The sequence below is a fragment of the Vibrio sp. D431a genome, assembly GCF_030248655.1.
GTDB classification, from domain to species: domain Bacteria; phylum Pseudomonadota; class Gammaproteobacteria; order Enterobacterales; family Vibrionaceae; genus Vibrio; species Vibrio alginolyticus.
In genome coordinates, this window is sequence record NZ_JAHGAP010000011.1 from 76,261 (window position 1) to 92,444 (window position 16,184).

12 protein-coding genes are annotated in these 16,184 nt (G+C 43.8%); 6 read left to right on the plus strand and 6 right to left on the minus strand.

Annotated features, from left to right (window positions below; translation table 11 throughout):
• Positions 1–66: 66 nt before the first annotated feature.
• From KJB35_RS09525 to KJB35_RS09540, 4 genes are all read left to right on the plus strand, one after another.
• Positions 67–3,444 (plus strand): AraC family transcriptional regulator, encoded by a 3,378-nt coding sequence (locus tag KJB35_RS09525; protein WP_005382189.1) that lies wholly within the window; start codon positions 67–69, stop codon positions 3,442–3,444.
• Between the two features lie 832 nt (positions 3,445–4,276).
• Positions 4,277–4,504: a FeoA family protein gene (locus KJB35_RS09530; protein ID WP_005382190.1), complete on the plus strand. Its 228-nt coding sequence runs from the start codon at positions 4,277–4,279 to the stop codon at positions 4,502–4,504.
• Positions 4,504–6,780 carry a Fe(2+) transporter permease subunit FeoB gene (feoB, locus tag KJB35_RS09535; RefSeq protein ID WP_213908051.1) on the plus strand — a complete coding sequence of 759 codons (2,277 nt, stop codon included), beginning with the start codon at positions 4,504–4,506 and terminating at the stop codon, positions 6,778–6,780. Before KJB35_RS09530 ends, feoB begins: the two co-directional genes overlap by 1 nt.
• A complete protein-coding gene (locus KJB35_RS09540) occupies positions 6,777–7,007 on the plus strand; it encodes a FeoC-like transcriptional regulator (protein ID WP_005426709.1) in 231 nt (76 codons plus the stop codon). The genes feoB and KJB35_RS09540 overlap by 4 nt, the downstream gene beginning before the upstream one ends.
• Before the next feature lie 108 nt (positions 7,008–7,115).
• Here KJB35_RS09540 and KJB35_RS09545 read toward each other — a convergent pair whose 3' ends face one another.
• The 3 genes from KJB35_RS09545 to argS form a co-directional block, all read right to left on the minus strand.
• Positions 7,116–7,637 (minus strand): YqhA family protein, encoded by a 522-nt coding sequence (locus KJB35_RS09545; RefSeq protein ID WP_042523163.1) that lies wholly within the window; start codon positions 7,635–7,637, stop codon positions 7,116–7,118.
• Positions 7,638–7,787: 150 nt separating this feature from the next.
• Positions 7,788–8,216: an HIT domain-containing protein gene (locus tag KJB35_RS09550; protein ID WP_005382194.1), complete on the minus strand. Its 429-nt coding sequence runs from the start codon at positions 8,214–8,216 to the stop codon at positions 7,788–7,790.
• Between the two features lie 124 nt (positions 8,217–8,340).
• Entirely contained in the window at positions 8,341–10,074 is a 1,734-nt protein-coding gene (gene argS / locus KJB35_RS09555) for an arginine--tRNA ligase (protein WP_005388349.1), read from the minus strand.
• A gap of 220 nt (positions 10,075–10,294) precedes the next feature.
• Between argS and KJB35_RS09560 the strand changes: the two genes are divergently transcribed.
• Positions 10,295–10,891 (plus strand): VOC family protein, encoded by a 597-nt coding sequence (locus KJB35_RS09560; RefSeq protein ID WP_065274265.1) that lies wholly within the window; start codon positions 10,295–10,297, stop codon positions 10,889–10,891.
• Positions 10,892–10,963: 72 nt separating this feature from the next.
• Here KJB35_RS09560 and KJB35_RS09565 read toward each other — a convergent pair whose 3' ends face one another.
• The 3 genes from KJB35_RS09565 to purU all read right to left on the minus strand — a co-directional run bounded on the left by KJB35_RS09565 (position 10,964) and on the right by purU (position 13,996).
• Positions 10,964–11,332, minus strand: a complete 369-nt coding sequence (locus KJB35_RS09565) for a hypothetical protein (RefSeq protein WP_005382200.1) — start codon at positions 11,330–11,332, stop codon at positions 10,964–10,966.
• A 4-nt stretch (positions 11,333–11,336) separates the two neighbouring features.
• Positions 11,337–12,956: a trypsin-like serine protease gene (locus tag KJB35_RS09570; RefSeq protein ID WP_005382202.1), complete on the minus strand. Its 1,620-nt coding sequence runs from the start codon at positions 12,954–12,956 to the stop codon at positions 11,337–11,339.
• Between the two features lie 206 nt (positions 12,957–13,162).
• Positions 13,163–13,996 carry a formyltetrahydrofolate deformylase gene (gene purU, locus KJB35_RS09575; RefSeq protein ID WP_005382206.1) on the minus strand — a complete coding sequence of 278 codons (834 nt, stop codon included), beginning with the start codon at positions 13,994–13,996 and terminating at the stop codon, positions 13,163–13,165.
• Positions 13,997–14,214: 218 nt separating this feature from the next.
• On the opposite strand from purU, the gene KJB35_RS09580 reads away from it, so the two are divergent.
• On the plus strand, positions 14,215–16,155 hold the full coding sequence (locus KJB35_RS09580) for an ATP-dependent DNA helicase (RefSeq protein WP_005382210.1): 1,941 nt from the start codon (positions 14,215–14,217) through the stop codon (positions 16,153–16,155).
• Positions 16,156–16,184: the final 29 nt, after the last annotated feature.

Genomic DNA, 16,184 nt, shown 5'->3' on the forward strand with positions numbered 1-16,184 from the left:
AATCCATGTTTTACAAACGATGAACGGTCACTTTCAGAGCACAAATTGATACAAAAGGTTTTCGTCTTGCTACGCCAATTAGCCCTTGCTCTGTTGGGCTTTGTCTTATCCTACCAAGCATTTGCGCTTCATAATGCAAATGCAATCTTTTACCCTTTGCCAACTCAGGCAAAGGGTACTTTTATCGCGGCTAAAAAGTTGTTCTTGGGTGAAAAGGGCGGTTTGTGGATTCATGACGTACACGGACGAGTCCTGTTTTACGATGGTCAAACTATATTGCCTAAATCAGGTAGCTTCCTACAAACGTCGGCTAAGCAGTTGGCTTATCATAAAGGTGCTTTTTGGACCTTTATTGAAAATGAGGTCTATCGAACTTATCCAAATCAGGAGCGACGTTTAGTCTTTAGTTTAAATCCAGGCTCACAAATAAGAAAAATAGGGTCTTCAAAGAACTATATTTGGGTGAGTGATGGCGCGCATTTCTATACCTACAATATCGACACTAGCGAGTTAAACTCTTTCTCTCTATTGCAGCTCTATCAACATAGTAATAATAGCTACGTTTACATTAATGATGCGGTGCTAGTTGAAACGAAGTGGGCACTAGCAACGACTTCCGGCTTCTATCTTTCTGAAGGTGATAAGTTTGACCATGTCGCTGCCTCAGGTCAAAACTACATTGAGAAAGTCTATTATTCACACACGCGAAGAGAAATTTTGATAGGTACATTGCGTGGCGCTTTAATTTTCAACATTTACCAGCCTGATAAAGAAGTGATTAGAATTGGCGGCTCACATGTTTTGACATTCGCAGAGACAAATCAAGAGTATTGGGTGGGGACAGAGCATGGCCTTTATTTGTACTCATTTTTTTCAGGTGAGGTCACCGAAGTCGCGCCTGCAAGCTTTCTTGAGTTAGAGTTAGATAACACGAAGATTTATTCGTTGTTGAGCGACAATATGGGAGGGATGTGGATTGCGACTAACCAAGGTATTCGTTATTACTCGCTATTTAGTAAAAAATTTGAACGAGTGACCTTTAGTAGTTATGACTCACACACCCTATCAGGACGAATTCGGCAAACTATTGAAGGTCCTGATGGTGCGCTTTGGTTTGCTGATGACCGAAAGATTTATCGTTCAGGAAAGAGTGGGATTAACCAAGTCTTAGAGTTGGAGTCGCAGATCAATGAATTTGCGTTTCAAAACGGCATGCTTTGGCTTGCAACCTCAAAAGGGCTGGAAATATTTGAGCTAAATGGTCTCAACAAGATTACATTTCCTTATTTACAGGTTATGGCTGGACATGCCGTAGAGCATGTGACCGTTGATGGTGATGACCGTCTTTGGGTATCAAGCGGATACCATCTTTACAATGTTGATACTGCTGCACAAAGCGTACGAAACTTTGGAAGTGAGTGGCTAGTAAGTCAGTATTTGCCTGCTAAGGTTACGCGCCTATATGATACTGAAGACGCCCTATTAATAGGCACCGATCATGGCGTATACCAATACAGTAATGACAACATCCAGTTTATCCGTTTTTCAGAAAAGTTTGGTGAATCATTAGACATGACCACGGCGGTTGATGGCAGCCAGTGGTTTGCTTCATCTTATGGTGTGTTTAAAACTGATACACGAAGCGATGAAAAACGTGTTGTTGAAATGAGTGAGCCCAACGCCAGACCTGCTTGCTTGATCAGAGACAGGCAAGGTGTATGGTTAGCTTCCTCTGTCGGTTTAAGCTATTACCACCTTTCGGGTGAGTTAGTGAAACATTACTCATCGTCATCAGGCTTAATGAACAATGAGTTCCTCCCTGGTATTTGTAGCGTTATACAGCAGACAGAAATTGGTGAGCGAGAGCTTGTTCTGGGGTCGAAGTACGGACTCGTAAAAGCAGAAGCATCCAAGCTGCTTGTATCTAATCCCCCAGAGTCTAAGTTTATTGTTAGCCAAGTAGTGCTTGAAAATGAAGTTCTGCAAGTTGGTAGTGCCGATCTGAATGGGCTCACACTGCCATATGGATCTTCGCTGAGTTTTTTATTCGGTGTGATGCCAAAACCAGACAGTCAAAATTTGTACTATCGATTGAACAACGATGACCCATGGCAAACGTTAGAGGGGGGCCAACTGACACTCGAGCACCTTAGTTCCGGTGAATATCACTTGCAGGTCAGTAATGAGTCTCAAGTTGCCACTGGAGTCGTTGGTTTAGAATCTCACTTTATCGTCCTTCATCCTTGGTATCTATCGCGATTTGCTATTTTAGGCTTTGTCGTAGCTAGTATTGCGGTCGTCGCATTACTTGTTTTCTGGCGCTCTCGCTACGTTGTACAGGCTAACCGTGATCTAGCAGCTCAAGTGACTCTCAAAACGAATCAGTTAAGACATCAAAGTAGAGTGTTGCTTACGAGCAACCAGCAATTACGTAAACAGATTCAAGTTAGAAACCTACTCGTAGACCATGTAGCTCTATCCATAAAATCAAGCGTCGACTTTATTGTGGCGAAACTACCTATGCCTCTGGATACTGCGACAGAGGATCATTTGGCTAAAACGAATTGGCAGTTAAATGAACTCAAAAGTGTTCCAAGTGATGTAAGTGGTGGGAGTCAGAACTACAACTTGAGTCAGATAACTCAGTCAGTGGTTGATGTATGGCAAGATGACTTTGCAAAAGCGGGTATTTTGGTAGAGCTAGAAGATGAGAGCAAGCAGAGCCGGGTTGCTCTGGAAAGTTTTAATCTTGATGTTATTTTCAATAGCATTTTTGCCAATATCATCAAGCGCTCTTTCCGAGGTCAAACGGTTAGAATTATGCTAGAAGAGGGACATGATATTGTGTCATTGAGCTTTCTTGATTACGGGACGCAATTACCTAATAAAGTCTCGACTGGGCTTCCATCTAACTTAAATCACTCTGAGTTGAGTATTGACCACCTTGCCCAACTAGTGACAACGAGTGGTGGTTATTTGGCTGTCTTCTCTTCTGATGCTCAAAACAAAGTCGAGATTACATGGCCATCTGCGAAGGAAAGGAGTTATCTGGATGAACCGCAGCAAGAACTCAATCCTGTAACTATTGCAGAAGATCAAGTCACACCAGAGAAAGAGTGGTTGCAAAAAGTCTATCAATTAGTGGCAGAGCATTACCATGATCCTGAATTTGGCACTGCGTCAGCCGCTAAAATGCTGTATATGTCTGAACGCTCTTTACAGAGACGTTTTAAATCTGCCTCGTCAAGAACGTTAAAAGACTATGTCACAGAGGTTCGTTTGGAAACGGCGTGTGAAAAGTTATTGGCGGGTGAGAAAATCAGTGAAGTCGCCTTTAACTGTGGCTTTAATGATCCATCTTACTTTAGCCAAAAGTTTAAGCTGCATTTTGGTTTGCCCCCTTCCAAGTTTGCTTTGACTCAAGAAAGCCAAGAAATTAACTAGAAAACCTTCATTATACGCTCCCTAATTAATAGTTAAGATGCTGGGGAGCTGCATACAGTGCTCTATTATTGCTGCAGTTGCTAACGCAGTAAGTTTCATTGTTTCTTCATCACATCTAGCCTACAAATCCATTCTCAACACGTAAGCACGATCACGTTCTATCTGTTAGTCGCGATGTTCATAGCAATAAGCATAAATGGCTTCAAGAGAATGATTTACTGATAGTTGCAACAAATAAATGACAGTTGTATTGCTGTATCAAAAGAGCGTTGTTCATTTGGGGGAGTGATGGCATGCGACATTCGTGAAAACGAAAACTGTGTTGAAAAGATGGATAAGGTAAAGAAGTTTTGAAAGAGGTGAAAAAAATATCGTGGTATAGCCGGGGGGACTATACCACGGGTGTCAAGGACACCTTCGCTTGCTGCCGGAGTGACATGTTGCCATGCCACCTCTGGAATTTATTAGAGAGGTTGCCCTCTCGATGGAGTAACTATACGAGAGGTTACTTATTTTTCTTATAAAAATAACGCCATGTTTATATGAGAAAAGCGACAACGTTTTGTTTTTTAATTAACCCACTGTTTTAATTTGCATTTTTTGTTTTCTATCTTGGTTTGTGACATTTTTGTTTCGTTAGGTGTCATTTTTAATTGTTAATTTTGACGTAAATAACGAGAGGAAATTTACGAAGTTAACGTTTGAAAGCGTGAAAACATTTACGGAATCTTTGATTTCACACAAGGATTGAAGGGGTATAGGGGAGTAATATTGGCAACCTAAACTTATTAAATAATAATATTTCTCATTAGCAATACTCTTAAGGGCCACTATGAAGTTATCAGAGATTAATCCTGGCGATACGGTGACGATTCGGTTGTTAGATGGTCTTTCATCAGATATCAGAAAGAAACTCATGGTAATGGGGCTGCTTCCCAATACAGAAGTCAAAGTGATTCGACGTGCGCCAATGGGCGATCCTTTACAAGTCGAAGTCCGTGGTGTGTCTGTCGCATTGCGAGAAACAATTGCTCAGAAAATTGAAGTGGAGCGAGTGTAATGCAATATCAAGTGCTAACCGTAGGTAACCCTAATAGTGGTAAAACGACGCTATTTAATGGTTTAACTGGCGCAAAACAGCAAGTTGGTAACTGGGCAGGCGTCACGGTTGAAAAGAAAACGGGACAATTCAAGCATGCTGGGGATGAGTTTTTGCTCACTGACCTTCCGGGTATTTACTCATTAGACAGTGGTAATGATAGTAATAGTATTGATGAATCCATCGCATCGCGTGCGGTTCTAACTCATCCTGCTGATCTCATTATTAACGTGGTGGATGCTACAAGTTTAGAGCGCAGCTTATATATGACGCTGCAACTTCGCGAACTTGGTCGCCCTATGATTGTTGTCCTCAACAAGATGGATGCGCTAAAGCGTGAACGTCAGATGATTAACGTTGCAGAGCTTGAGAAAACGTTAGGTTGTCCGGTTGTCAGTTTATCTGCAACCAATAAAACTCAAGTGGCAGAGTTTAAAGAAAAGCTTCATAAATCCATCGTTCAAGGAGTGCCACTTAAGGAATTGTCTTTGCATTACGGTGAGAAGATGGAGTCGGCAATTCAAACGGTTTCCGCACTTTTTAACGACCAAACCGTCGCTCATCGTGCACTAGCGATTCGTGCGCTTGAAAAAGACACAATGGTGCTCAATAGTCTTTCTGATATTGATAGAAGCAAAGTATTGGAAGTCATTACGACGTTAGATTTGGATATCGATTTGCATGTCGCGGATACTAAGTACACGCATCTGCATGAACAGTGTAAAAAAGTTCGCCGAAGCGAAGGCAAGTTAAGTCGTAGTGTGACTGAAAGACTCGACCAGTTTATTTTGAACAAGTGGATTGGAATTCCTTTCTTCTTTGTTGTTATGTACCTGATGTTTATGTTCTCGATTAACATCGGTAGTGCATTTATCGACTTTTTTGACATTGGTGTGGGCGCATTGTTGGTTGATGGTGGTCACCACTTGTTAGACGGTCATTTGCCTGTGTGGTTAGTGACGGTTCTTGCTGATGGTATCGGTGGTGGTATCCAGACGGTTGCAACCTTCATTCCGGTTATCGCGTGTTTGTACCTGTTCCTAGCGGTACTTGAGAGCTCAGGTTACATGGCTCGCGCAGCATTCGTACTAGATAAAGTGATGCAGAAGATCGGTCTACCGGGCAAAGCATTTGTACCGTTGGTTCTTGGTTTTGGCTGTAACGTACCGTCAATCATGGCAACTCGTACTCTAGACCAAGAACGTGAGCGTAAACTGGCTGCCTCTATGGCACCATTTATGTCATGTGGTGCTCGTCTGCCTGTATACGCGCTATTCGCTGCGGCATTCTTCCCAGGTTCTGGCCAGAACATTGTATTCGCACTTTACCTACTTGGTATTGTGGCAGCGATCTTCACAGGTCTTTTCCTTAAGCACACGCTTTACCCAGGTAGCAGCGATAGCCTATTAATGGAAATGCCAGATTACGAGCTTCCGACGCTACAAAACGTGGTGATCAAAACTTGGCAAAAGCTAAAGCGCTTTGTACTTGGTGCAGGTAAAACCATCGTTATCGTTGTTGCTATTCTGAGTTTCTTCAACTCATTGGGGACTGATGGCAGTTTTGGTAACGAAGACAGCGAAAACTCTGTGCTTTCTAAAGCAGCGCAAGTTGTGACTCCAGTATTCTCACCAATCGGTGTTCAAGAAGACAACTGGCCAGCGACCGTAGGTATCATTACTGGTATCTTCGCAAAAGAGGCGGTAGTTGGTACGCTGAACAGTCTATACACTACGCCAAGAGACGGTGAAGACACAGAATTTGATCTAATGGGCAGCCTAGAAGAGGCAGTAATGAGTATCCCTGAAAACCTAGCCGGTTTGAGCTACTCAGATCCACTAGGTATTGAAGTGGGTGACTTAACTGACTCAAATGCCGTTGCAGAAGAGCAAGAAGTCGATGCTTCTATCTTCGGTAACATCAAATCGCAGTTTGCTTCTGGTAATGCCGCATTTGCTTACCTAATCTTTATCCTACTGTACACACCTTGTGTGGCGGCGATGGGGGCTTACGTACGTGAGTTTGGTCATAAGTTCGCACGCTTTATCGCGGTTTGGACAATGGGCTTGGCTTACCTATGTGCGACGTTCTACAACCAATTGACGCATTTCGCAGATAGCCCAGTGACAAGTGGCATTTGGATGGCAGTGATCGTAGCTATCTTCTTTGGCACATACCGTGTGTTCAAACGAGTTGGTAAGAAACAAAACGGTGCATTAGAGGCGCAAGTAGCATGATTTTAAAAGAGCTTTATCAATACATTGCAGACAAAGGAACCGTTTCCCAGTCAGATCTGGCTAAGCAGTTTGGGATGAGTGAAGATGGTGCTGACGCGATGTTAAGTGTGTGGATTAAGAAGGGCAAAATTAGCCGCCTAGTTGACACCAATAAAGCTCATGACGTGACTCGAGTTCGCTACTCAGTGACTAAACAAGATGGTTTGTCTCTGACAGTCACCATGTAGCGACTATCAAAATTAGTCACCTAAAAATTATCACGTAAAAACGACAAAGCCGCATCAGCAATGATGCGGCTTTTATTTTGCTGGTTATTGTTTGTGAATACAGCGAAATTAATGTTCTTCAGAGTGTTTAGTCGCGCCTAACCCTAGGAACTTTAAACCAAGACTTAAAACTAAAATCGAAATAGGTAATGTTAAGATCGTCCAATCTAAGCTGTCGAAGTTAATCAGCACGAGCTCTAAGAACTTCACAAACAAGATCACGATGATGACTTCAGCCAAAATGTTTTTTAGATGACCGATGTTTGGGGTTCTGATCCAATGCAAAACCGACTGCTCTTGTGTTTTCGCTTTAGCTTTGTTGGAAATAAATAGTGTGTAGATGCCGTGAGCAAAGATGAACAAAACTAGTGCGACAAGAAACGTATCCAGTGACTTGATCAAATAAGCGATCGCGATGTCTGCTTTATCTAAATGTGCGAGTGCTTCTGGAGGTGTTTGATTGAGAATGAAGACCGCAAATGCCGAATAGGTTTTTGCTGCACCCATAAGAAAAAGCAAGAATGAAGCAGCCATAGAACAGATAATGGCGATCCAGCTGACGTATCGGAATGTGTTGAAGACTTGTTTCATGATGACCCTCTCTAACTGAGCTGGTAGTCTAAACAAGTTTTATTTTAGTGATAATCCCAGAAAAATGAGAAAGATTGTTACAAATACGTATTAATCTTTCTCTGTCTATTTCAGCCGTATTCAAAGGCGAATTATTTTCGCTTACAGTGCTTATGCTTTTTGGAAAATAGAGCTCAGTGATAACACGTTCTTAATACGACCAAGCAATTCGTTTTGCTCTTCTTCTGTACGGAATTCACCTTTGGTGTTCCCCCAAACCGGTCCCGGCCATGCTACGTCATCTTTGAAGCGAGCAATATGGTGAATGTGCAGCTGTGGCACCATATTACCTAGCGCACCAAGGTTTAGCTTGTCTGGACGGAATGTTGCTTCCAGTGCTTGGCTTACCGCTTGAGACTCTAGCAAAAACTGTTGCTGTTCTTGCATTGGCAAGTGGTGAAGCTCTTTTAGGTTTGCACGTTTAGGGACCAAGATAACCCATGGCACGGCGTTATCTTTATGCAGAAGCGCCACACACAGTGGGAAGTGGCCGATAACGGTGGTGTCTTTTGCCAGTTGAGGGTGCAGTTCAAAACTCATTATGTTGTCCGATTTGAATTGAATGACATCAGTATACGCCAGATAAAACAAAAGGTTGACGCTTTCACGTCAACCTTTGTCATCATTTAGCTTGTGCTACTTAAGCTACCTACGTAAAAGCGGATTACATACGCTCTAGAGTATCAATACCTAGTAGAGACAGACCTTGCTTGATGGTCTTCGCTGTTAGCGCAGCTAGTTTCAGACGGCTTTGTTTCACAGCTTCGTCTTCAGCAACTAGGATAGGGCACGCTTCGTAGAAACTAGAGAACTGACCTGCTAGTTCGAATAGGTAGCTACACATGATGTGCGGTTGGCCTTCGCGAGCGACAGATTGAACCGCTTCTTCGAACTGCATAAGTTTAGCAATAAGTGCTTTCTCTTTCTCATCAGTGATTTTGATGTCGCCTTGGAGAGCGTCCATAGCAACACCAGCTTTAGCGAAAATAGAAGCTACGCGAGTGTATGCATATTGCATGTATGGTGCTGTGTTACCTTCAAACGCTAACATGTTGTCCCAATCGAACACGTAGTCAGTCGTACGGTGTTTAGATAAGTCAGAGTATTTAACCGCTGCCATTGCAACTGTTTTAGAGATCTTCTCTTTTTCTTCCGCATCCAGTTCAGGGTTTTTAGATTCGATCAGTTGTGCTGCACGAACTTCTGCTTCATCTAGAAGGTCGGCAAGACGAACGGTACCACCCGCACGAGTCTTGAATGGCTTACCATCTTTACCAAGCATCATGCCGAACGCGTGGTGCTCAAGAGATACTGACTCAGGTACGTAGCCTGCTTTACGAACAATTGTCCAAGCTTGCATTAGGTGCTGGTGTTGACGTGAGTCGATGAAGTAAAGCACACGGTCTGCGCTTAGCTCTTCATAACGATATTTTGCACATGCGATGTCTGTTGTTGTGTATAGGAAACCGCCATCGCGTTTTTGAACGATAACGCCCATTGGTTCGCCATCTTTGTTCTTGTATTCATCTAGGAATACAACTTGCGCGCCATCATCTTCAACGGCAAGACCTTGTTCTTTTAGGTCTGCAACGATCTTAGGAAGCATGTCGTTGTACATGCTCTCGCCCATCACGTCGTCACGAGTCAGTGACACGTTTAGACGGTCGTAGTTGCGCTGGTTTTGGATCATGGTTACATCAACGAGTTTTTTCCACATTTCTGCACAGTACTCGTCACCGCTTTGCAGTTTCACAACGTAGTTTCGCGCCTTTACTGCGAAGTCTTCATCTTCATCGTACAGCTTTTTCGATTCGCGGTAGAAGCCTTCAAGGTCCGCAAGCTCCATAGAAACTTCGCCAGACTCTTGTTGTACACGTTCAAGGTTTGCGATAAGCATACCGAACTGAGTACCCCAGTCGCCGATGTGGTTCGCACGGATCACTTTGTGACCTAGGAACTCAAGAGTACGTACCACCGCATCACCGATGATGGTTGAACGTAGGTGACCAACGTGCATTTCTTTAGCTACGTTTGGTGCAGAGTAGTCAGCAACGATAGTTTGAGCTTCGTCTGCTGCAACGCCAAGACGTGAGTCAGCCAGTGCTGCTTCCGCTTGTTTTGCTAGGAACTCTTCGCTTAGGAAAATGTTGATGAAACCAGGACCAGCGATTTCTGTCTTGCTTGCAATACCATCTAGGTCTAGAACATCCAGTACTTTCTGTGCAAATTCTCGTGGGTTAGTACCCAGTTTTTTAGCAACGCCCATTACGCCGTTTGCTTGGTAGTCACCAAATTGTGGCTTTGCTGATTGGCGTACTGCCGCAGGACTGCCTGCAGGTGCGCCAGCGGCTTCTAGAGCCTGAGATACTTTGTCATTAATAAGTGCTTGGATATTCACACGCGTTTCCTTCAATTCAAGGACGAAGAACTCGGCGAAGTAAGTGCCGAGTTCTGTTGGAGTTCACAAAAATGGGGCTAATGATAACAACTTTATTGCTTTTCATACAGAGAGGAATTGGGGAAATTTATACTTTTTCGATTGAATGGAAATGTGGTTTGGTTTGCGTTTACTATTGCGCTCAGAGTAATGAGATAAATCGCCCCAAAAGAGAACCACAATGACGACTCAACTAGTTGAAAAACGCCTAGCGCCTAAATTGATGATCCAAGATCTGGATGCATTTATGGCGAAGATTGAAGAGCTTGCATCCCTGTTAAAACTGGATCTGAGCTTTGCTCAAGCTGACCATATTGCGCTGCGAATTAATGATACTGAAACAGCAAAAGCCGCGCATGAAGCATGGAATCAATACGGTAAGGTGATTTCACAAGCGAAAATCAACGGTCGCCCAATTATTGTTATTGAGTTCGATAAAGCGTTGGAAAGTCGTGGCTGGAAGATTGAGTGTCTGGAGCTGCCATACCCTGCGGAAGGCAAAATCTACCCAACTGAAAGCTGGGAACATGTGGAGTTTGTGATTCCGTCTCATGCCGAAACCGCAGATGAGTTTCTTGCTGATTTGAGACACACTTATCCAGCGTTTGGCGCACGCTTTAATGAGTTAGAAGAGCTGGGTGTGAAGATCAAACTGTCGAGCCCGAAAGGGGATGGCGAACGCTTGAATAACCCAACAGTGGCGTTTAAGTACCAAGGCATTTGTATCAAACTGCACCCGCATTCACTTAAGCGTATTGTGGAGTCTGAGCAGGCGTAAAACGCTAGGGTGAGAATTGCTGAGTTGCGATAGGCAAAAAGGGAGCCGAGGCTCCCTTTCGTAAGCGAATCACTATTTAGCCAGTGACTTGCTTTTTGGGTTGGTAATGGAAAGTTTTTTGCCTTTCAACTCTTCATCTAAAGGCAGTGTAAAAGTTTTGGCAAACGGCATTCGTTTACAATGATCCGCCTTGTCTCTAACGATAGTAATAAGAGCTTCTGTCTGTGAGCTTTGCTCTATTTTTAGGCTAAAATCATCGTTCTTACTGCAGCCGTTAGACTCTGTGATAAATGAAATTTGACTCTCACTTGTCCTATAAGTCTCTACCATCATTGCTTGGTGCTCAGACGTCTGGTTTGTTTGCAGTCCTGCGTTTGCTGAACATGCAGTTAAACTGATAGTGCCCAAACCAAGTAGGAATATCTTGAGTCTATGTTTCATCTCGTTACCTTTTTTTGCGTCGTACGAATGAACCTGCAGCCATTAACACCAGTAGGCCAATAGATAAACTGCCGCCTGAACTAGACTTTTTATTAACGTCGTTACCAGCATCGCCCGTATTATCTGTGCTGACTGACATATTTATGTTGCGAACAAATGCTTGCGCGCTGTAAATGCCACTTGAAAACGGGTGTTGGACGTATTCAAACGTTATCGTATTAGATGCTTTGTAAAGATCGATCTGGATCTCTTTATAATCGAGGAGTTGGTTGGTGCTATCGTAAATTTCACCATTAACTAAGATGAACAAGTAATCAAAACCATCGGACATTACTTTGAGATCCATGGTAAGTTTGCCCTTCGGAAGATCGGTCAAAACCAGCTCAGATACACCAGGATAAGCTCCCATATCCGCTGATTGCAGTTCACCATTTTCAGCCGTCCAAGCGTTTTGACCGGTATAAACATTTGCGTCTGCTAGCGGAATGGCATTACGCACTGATCTGCTTGCTTTATCTACACCTGAATACTCGAAAGTTGTTGTGAGTCTGGACAGTTTCGGATGATCGGTAAAGAGCTCTATCGTTGTTTCTGATCCCGAATAGCTAGGTTGGTAGCCGACGGTAATTTGACAGCTTTGCGAAGGCTTTAAGGTACCAGTACAAGTGCTTTTCTCGATGGTACTTCCGTATGATATTGTGCTTTGGTAGATGTTGAATGGGATAGTATCGTCATTACGAATAGTAAAGGTCTCTTGCTGCGCTTTTCGCTCAACGAAACGAAGATCTCGGTACTTAGTGAAGCTGATAGTATTGCGATGGCTATCTATCCATCCATTGTGTTGAAAATGAGCGACGTTGGCGTAAACACCATAAGCGTTTGGTTGAGCACATCCATCCCCCCAGCTGACCACGCCTAGCAATTTGTTGATACCGTTATCATCAACGATGAGTGGACCGCCGCTATCTCCTTGGCAGCTATCTTTACCTCCCCAATAGTATCCGGCGCAAATACCGTCATCTGATACATTAGAGTAGTTTCCTGGTAGGTTTTGGCAGGTAGCTCGATCTACGTATTCCAAATCTACTTGTTGTAAAACGGTTGGGTATATTCGGTCTGTCGTGGACGTATTTCCCCATCCAGCCACGTGCAACTTGTCTCCTACGCGTACGCTATCTAAAAGTTCTGGCGTTGCCAGGTCAATAGTTGCGCTATCGATATTGCGTTCTAATTCAATAAGAGCGATGTCATTGTTCGTTGTTATGTTGTTATATTCATCATGTGAATAGATATTTTTAATGGCGATGCGCTGTGCTTGAGACTCTCTGTTTTTGTCATAAAGACCAAGAACGATATCCAGATCGTCCGCATTAAGACCTTCCACACAGTGCGCAGCAGTTAATACGTATTTTCCACCTAGGAAACTGCCACCACAAAAGTGACCAATAGATGTAGGTTGTCCTTTACGTACCAGTGAAGCAATAAATTTCCAGTCGGAAGTGTTGGCAGGTTCGCCGCCGATAATGCGAGTGGATACATCATTCTGAACAGGCTCAAGAGTATCTGCGATTGTGGTTGCTGGTAAAGTCAGCCCAATCAGAAAAGCCACTAACGTTTTTTTCATTTTAATTCCGTAATATTAACGTGGTTTATTATAAGGAGGGCAAATGATAAACGGAATCATTCTCTCAGTAAATAGTTGTGGAGAAATGAAAAATTATAACGTATCGGTTTAACTTTGATGGTTAGAATTGGAGGGGGGATCTTCTGAAAAGATGAAACCCGCCAAGTTGGACGGGTTTCACTATCGTTGTAACTAGTACGGAGGGATTACAGGATCACTGTCTTATTCCCATAAACAAAGACGTGGTCATTGATCACTTTATTCAAAGCCTTACTCAATACGTTCTTCTCTACATCGCGTCCCGCTTGCGCCATATCTTGGGCATTGAATGTATGGTCGACAGGAATTACGTCTTGCTTGATGATCGGCCCTTCATCTAAATCATTAGTCACGAAGTGTGCTGTTGCACCGATGATTTTCACACCGCGATCGTAAGCTTGTTGATATGGCTTCGCGCCAATAAAAGCAGGTAAGAAGCTGTGATGAATATTAATGATTTTGTGGTGATATTTCTCAACAAACGTCGGCGTTAATACGCGCATGTATTTAGCTAGCACCAAAAAGTCAGCATCGTATTGATCGATCACTTCTAGCATCTTCTGCTCGTGTTCTTCACGGCTAAGGTTTTCATGGGTCACATGGTGGTAAGGAATGTCGAAGCGTTCAGTGAGAGTTTGCAGTTTGTCGTAATTCCCCACCACAGCGGCGATCTCAACATCTAGGCTTCCATCGTAGGTTTTCATCAGAATATCGCCTAAACAATGCGCTTCTTTTGTGACGAGAATGACGATGCGCTTACGGCGAGAGCCAACCAATTTACGCTTAGCACCTTGCGGGAGAGCTTGGTCCAAGTCGGCAAGAAACGTTTGATCGTTGAAGTACCCCTCCAACTCCGTTCTCATGAAAAAGTGGCCACTGGTATTATCAACAAATTCGTTATTGTGAACGATGTTGAGTTGGTGCTTGTAACAGATATTAGTAATTTTCGAGATGAGACCCGGGGCGTCAGAACAGTGGGTCAACAGTGTTTTCTTTTCCATAAATCAGGTACTTCCATGCATTAATATTTTAGCGTACGAATTTGTTATTATTCCCTGGCGGGTGTAACTGTACTGCCATGTTTCACCATAAATAATCTATTCTTACGTTGGTTTCAACAAAATATCCGCGTGTCGCCGCAAGCTGGTCAGATTGTGGGCTGATGTCACTCCTATTCCTCTGATATACTCTCGATAATTTTTCAAACTCAATACCAAGCATGATCGCAAAAACTTTTTCCTCTGATGGCGCGTTAGGTAAGGCCATTCCTGGCTTTCAAGCTCGTCAGCCACAAATCGATATGGCGGAAGCCGTCAGCAGTGCGATCAAAGATCAAACCCAGTTGGTGGTGGAGGCAGGAACCGGAACCGGTAAGACCTTCGCCTACTTAGTCCCTGCGCTGTTAAGCGGTAAAAAAGTGATCATCAGTACAGGCTCGAAAAACTTGCAAGAGCAGTTGTACCATCGTGACTTACCGCTCATGGTCAATGCGCTTGGTTTTTATGGCCAAGTGGCGTTATTAAAAGGGCGTTCTAATTATCTGTGTTTGGATCGTTTGAGCCGCCAAATGGTCGAAAGCCACACTAATGAATCTGACCCGACGTTATTAACTCAACTGGTTAAAGTGCGTGCTTGGTCATCAGAAACCAAAACAGGTGACCTTGGTGATTGTGATGATCTGCCAGAAGACAGCATGATCATTCCGACTATCACCTCAACCAATGATAACTGTTTAGGTAAAGAATGTCCGAGCTACACTGATTGCTTTGTATTGAAAGCGCGTAAGCGAGCCATGGATTCCGACATTGTTGTAGTGAACCATCACTTGTTTCTTGCTGATTTAGCGATCAAAGAAACAGGATTCGGTGAACTGATTCCAGAAGCCGATGTGTTTATTTTTGATGAAGCTCATCAGTTGCCAGATATTGCGAGCGAATATTTCGGCCAGTCAGTTTCAAGCCGCCAAATTCACGATCTTGCCAAAGACATTGAAATAGCCTATCGCACCGAAGCCAAAGATATGCGTCAATTGCAAAAAGTGGGCGACAAACTCATGCAAAGCGCAATGGACATGCGGATTGTATTGGGTGAGCCAGGCTTTCGTGGCAACTGGCGTGAGGCGTTGCAATCAGGTTCTATTAAGCGAGAATTATTGCGCTTAACTGACAGCCTCGAATTGGCGATTGATGTACTCAAAATAGCCTTAGGGCGCAGTCAATTACTGGATACCGCCTTTGAACGAGCAAATTTGATCAAAGGCCGTATCGACCGGGTATGTGATGTCGATATTACCGGTTACTCATACTGGTACGATACCTCGCCTCGTCATTTCGCTCTGCACATTACGCCTCTTTCTGTCGCGGACAAGTTCCATGAGCAAATAGAGATTAAACAAGGCGCTTGGATTTTCACGTCAGCAACCCTAGCCGTATCGGGCGATTTCAAGCACTTTACTGAGCGCCTTGGCCTCAAGCCTACAAAGCAATTTTCTCTGCCGTCCCCCTTTGATTATCAAAAGCAAGCGCGCCTTTGTGTGCCAAGGTATTTGCCAGAGCCAAACAGTAACGGCTTAGCGGATAAGTTAGTCCGAATGCTTGCTCCGGTGATTGAAGAAAATGATGGTCGCTGCTTCTTTTTATGTACCTCGCACAGCATGATGCGTGAACTAGGTGAGAAGTTCCGAGAAGTACTTGAGCTGCCTGTGTTAATGCAAGGGGAGATGAGTAAGCAGAAAACCTTGGCGGAGTTTATGGAACTGGGTAACGCTTTACTCGTGGCGACGGGCGCTTTCTGGGAAGGGATTGATGTTAGAGGTGATGCGCTGAGCTGTGTTATTATCGACAAATTACCGTTTACCGCCCCTGACGATCCGTTACTCAAAGCCCGTATCGAGGATTGTCGATTACGTGGCGGTGAACCATTTGCTGAAGTACAAATCCCGGATGCAGTGATTACGTTAAAGCAGGGAGTCGGGCGATTAATTCGAGATCAGAAGGATCACGGTGCGTTGATCATTTGTGATAATCGCCTCGTCACGCGAGACTATGGTGGTATTTTCCTCGGAAGTCTACCACCTATCCCAAGGACGCGAGACTTAGATGGAATCAAAGCATTCCTGAAAGCAGAACAATCTGTCACAGACGCAAGTGCTGAGGCATAACCCAATAAATGAGAGTTGTAGAGAGTTAA

Coding starts and splice junctions, on each gene's coding strand:
- KJB35_RS09530 (WP_005382190.1), top strand. CDS start 4,277: ATGAAGTTATCAGAGATTAATCCTGGCGATACGGTGACGATTCGGTTG.
- feoB (WP_213908051.1), top strand. CDS start 4,504: ATGCAATATCAAGTGCTAACCGTAGGTAACCCTAATAGTGGTAAAACG.
- KJB35_RS09540 (WP_005426709.1), top strand. CDS start 6,777: ATGATTTTAAAAGAGCTTTATCAATACATTGCAGACAAAGGAACCGTT.
- KJB35_RS09545 (WP_042523163.1), bottom strand. CDS start 7,637: ATGAAACAAGTCTTCAACACATTCCGATACGTCAGCTGGATCGCCATT.
- KJB35_RS09550 (WP_005382194.1), bottom strand. CDS start 8,216: ATGAGTTTTGAACTGCACCCTCAACTGGCAAAAGACACCACCGTTATC.
- KJB35_RS09560 (WP_065274265.1), top strand. CDS start 10,295: ATGACGACTCAACTAGTTGAAAAACGCCTAGCGCCTAAATTGATGATC.
- KJB35_RS09565 (WP_005382200.1), bottom strand. CDS start 11,332: ATGAAACATAGACTCAAGATATTCCTACTTGGTTTGGGCACTATCAGT.
- KJB35_RS09570 (WP_005382202.1), bottom strand. CDS start 12,956: ATGAAAAAAACGTTAGTGGCTTTTCTGATTGGGCTGACTTTACCAGCA.
- purU (WP_005382206.1), bottom strand. CDS start 13,996: ATGGAAAAGAAAACACTGTTGACCCACTGTTCTGACGCCCCGGGTCTC.
- KJB35_RS09580 (WP_005382210.1), top strand. CDS start 14,215: ATGATCGCAAAAACTTTTTCCTCTGATGGCGCGTTAGGTAAGGCCATT.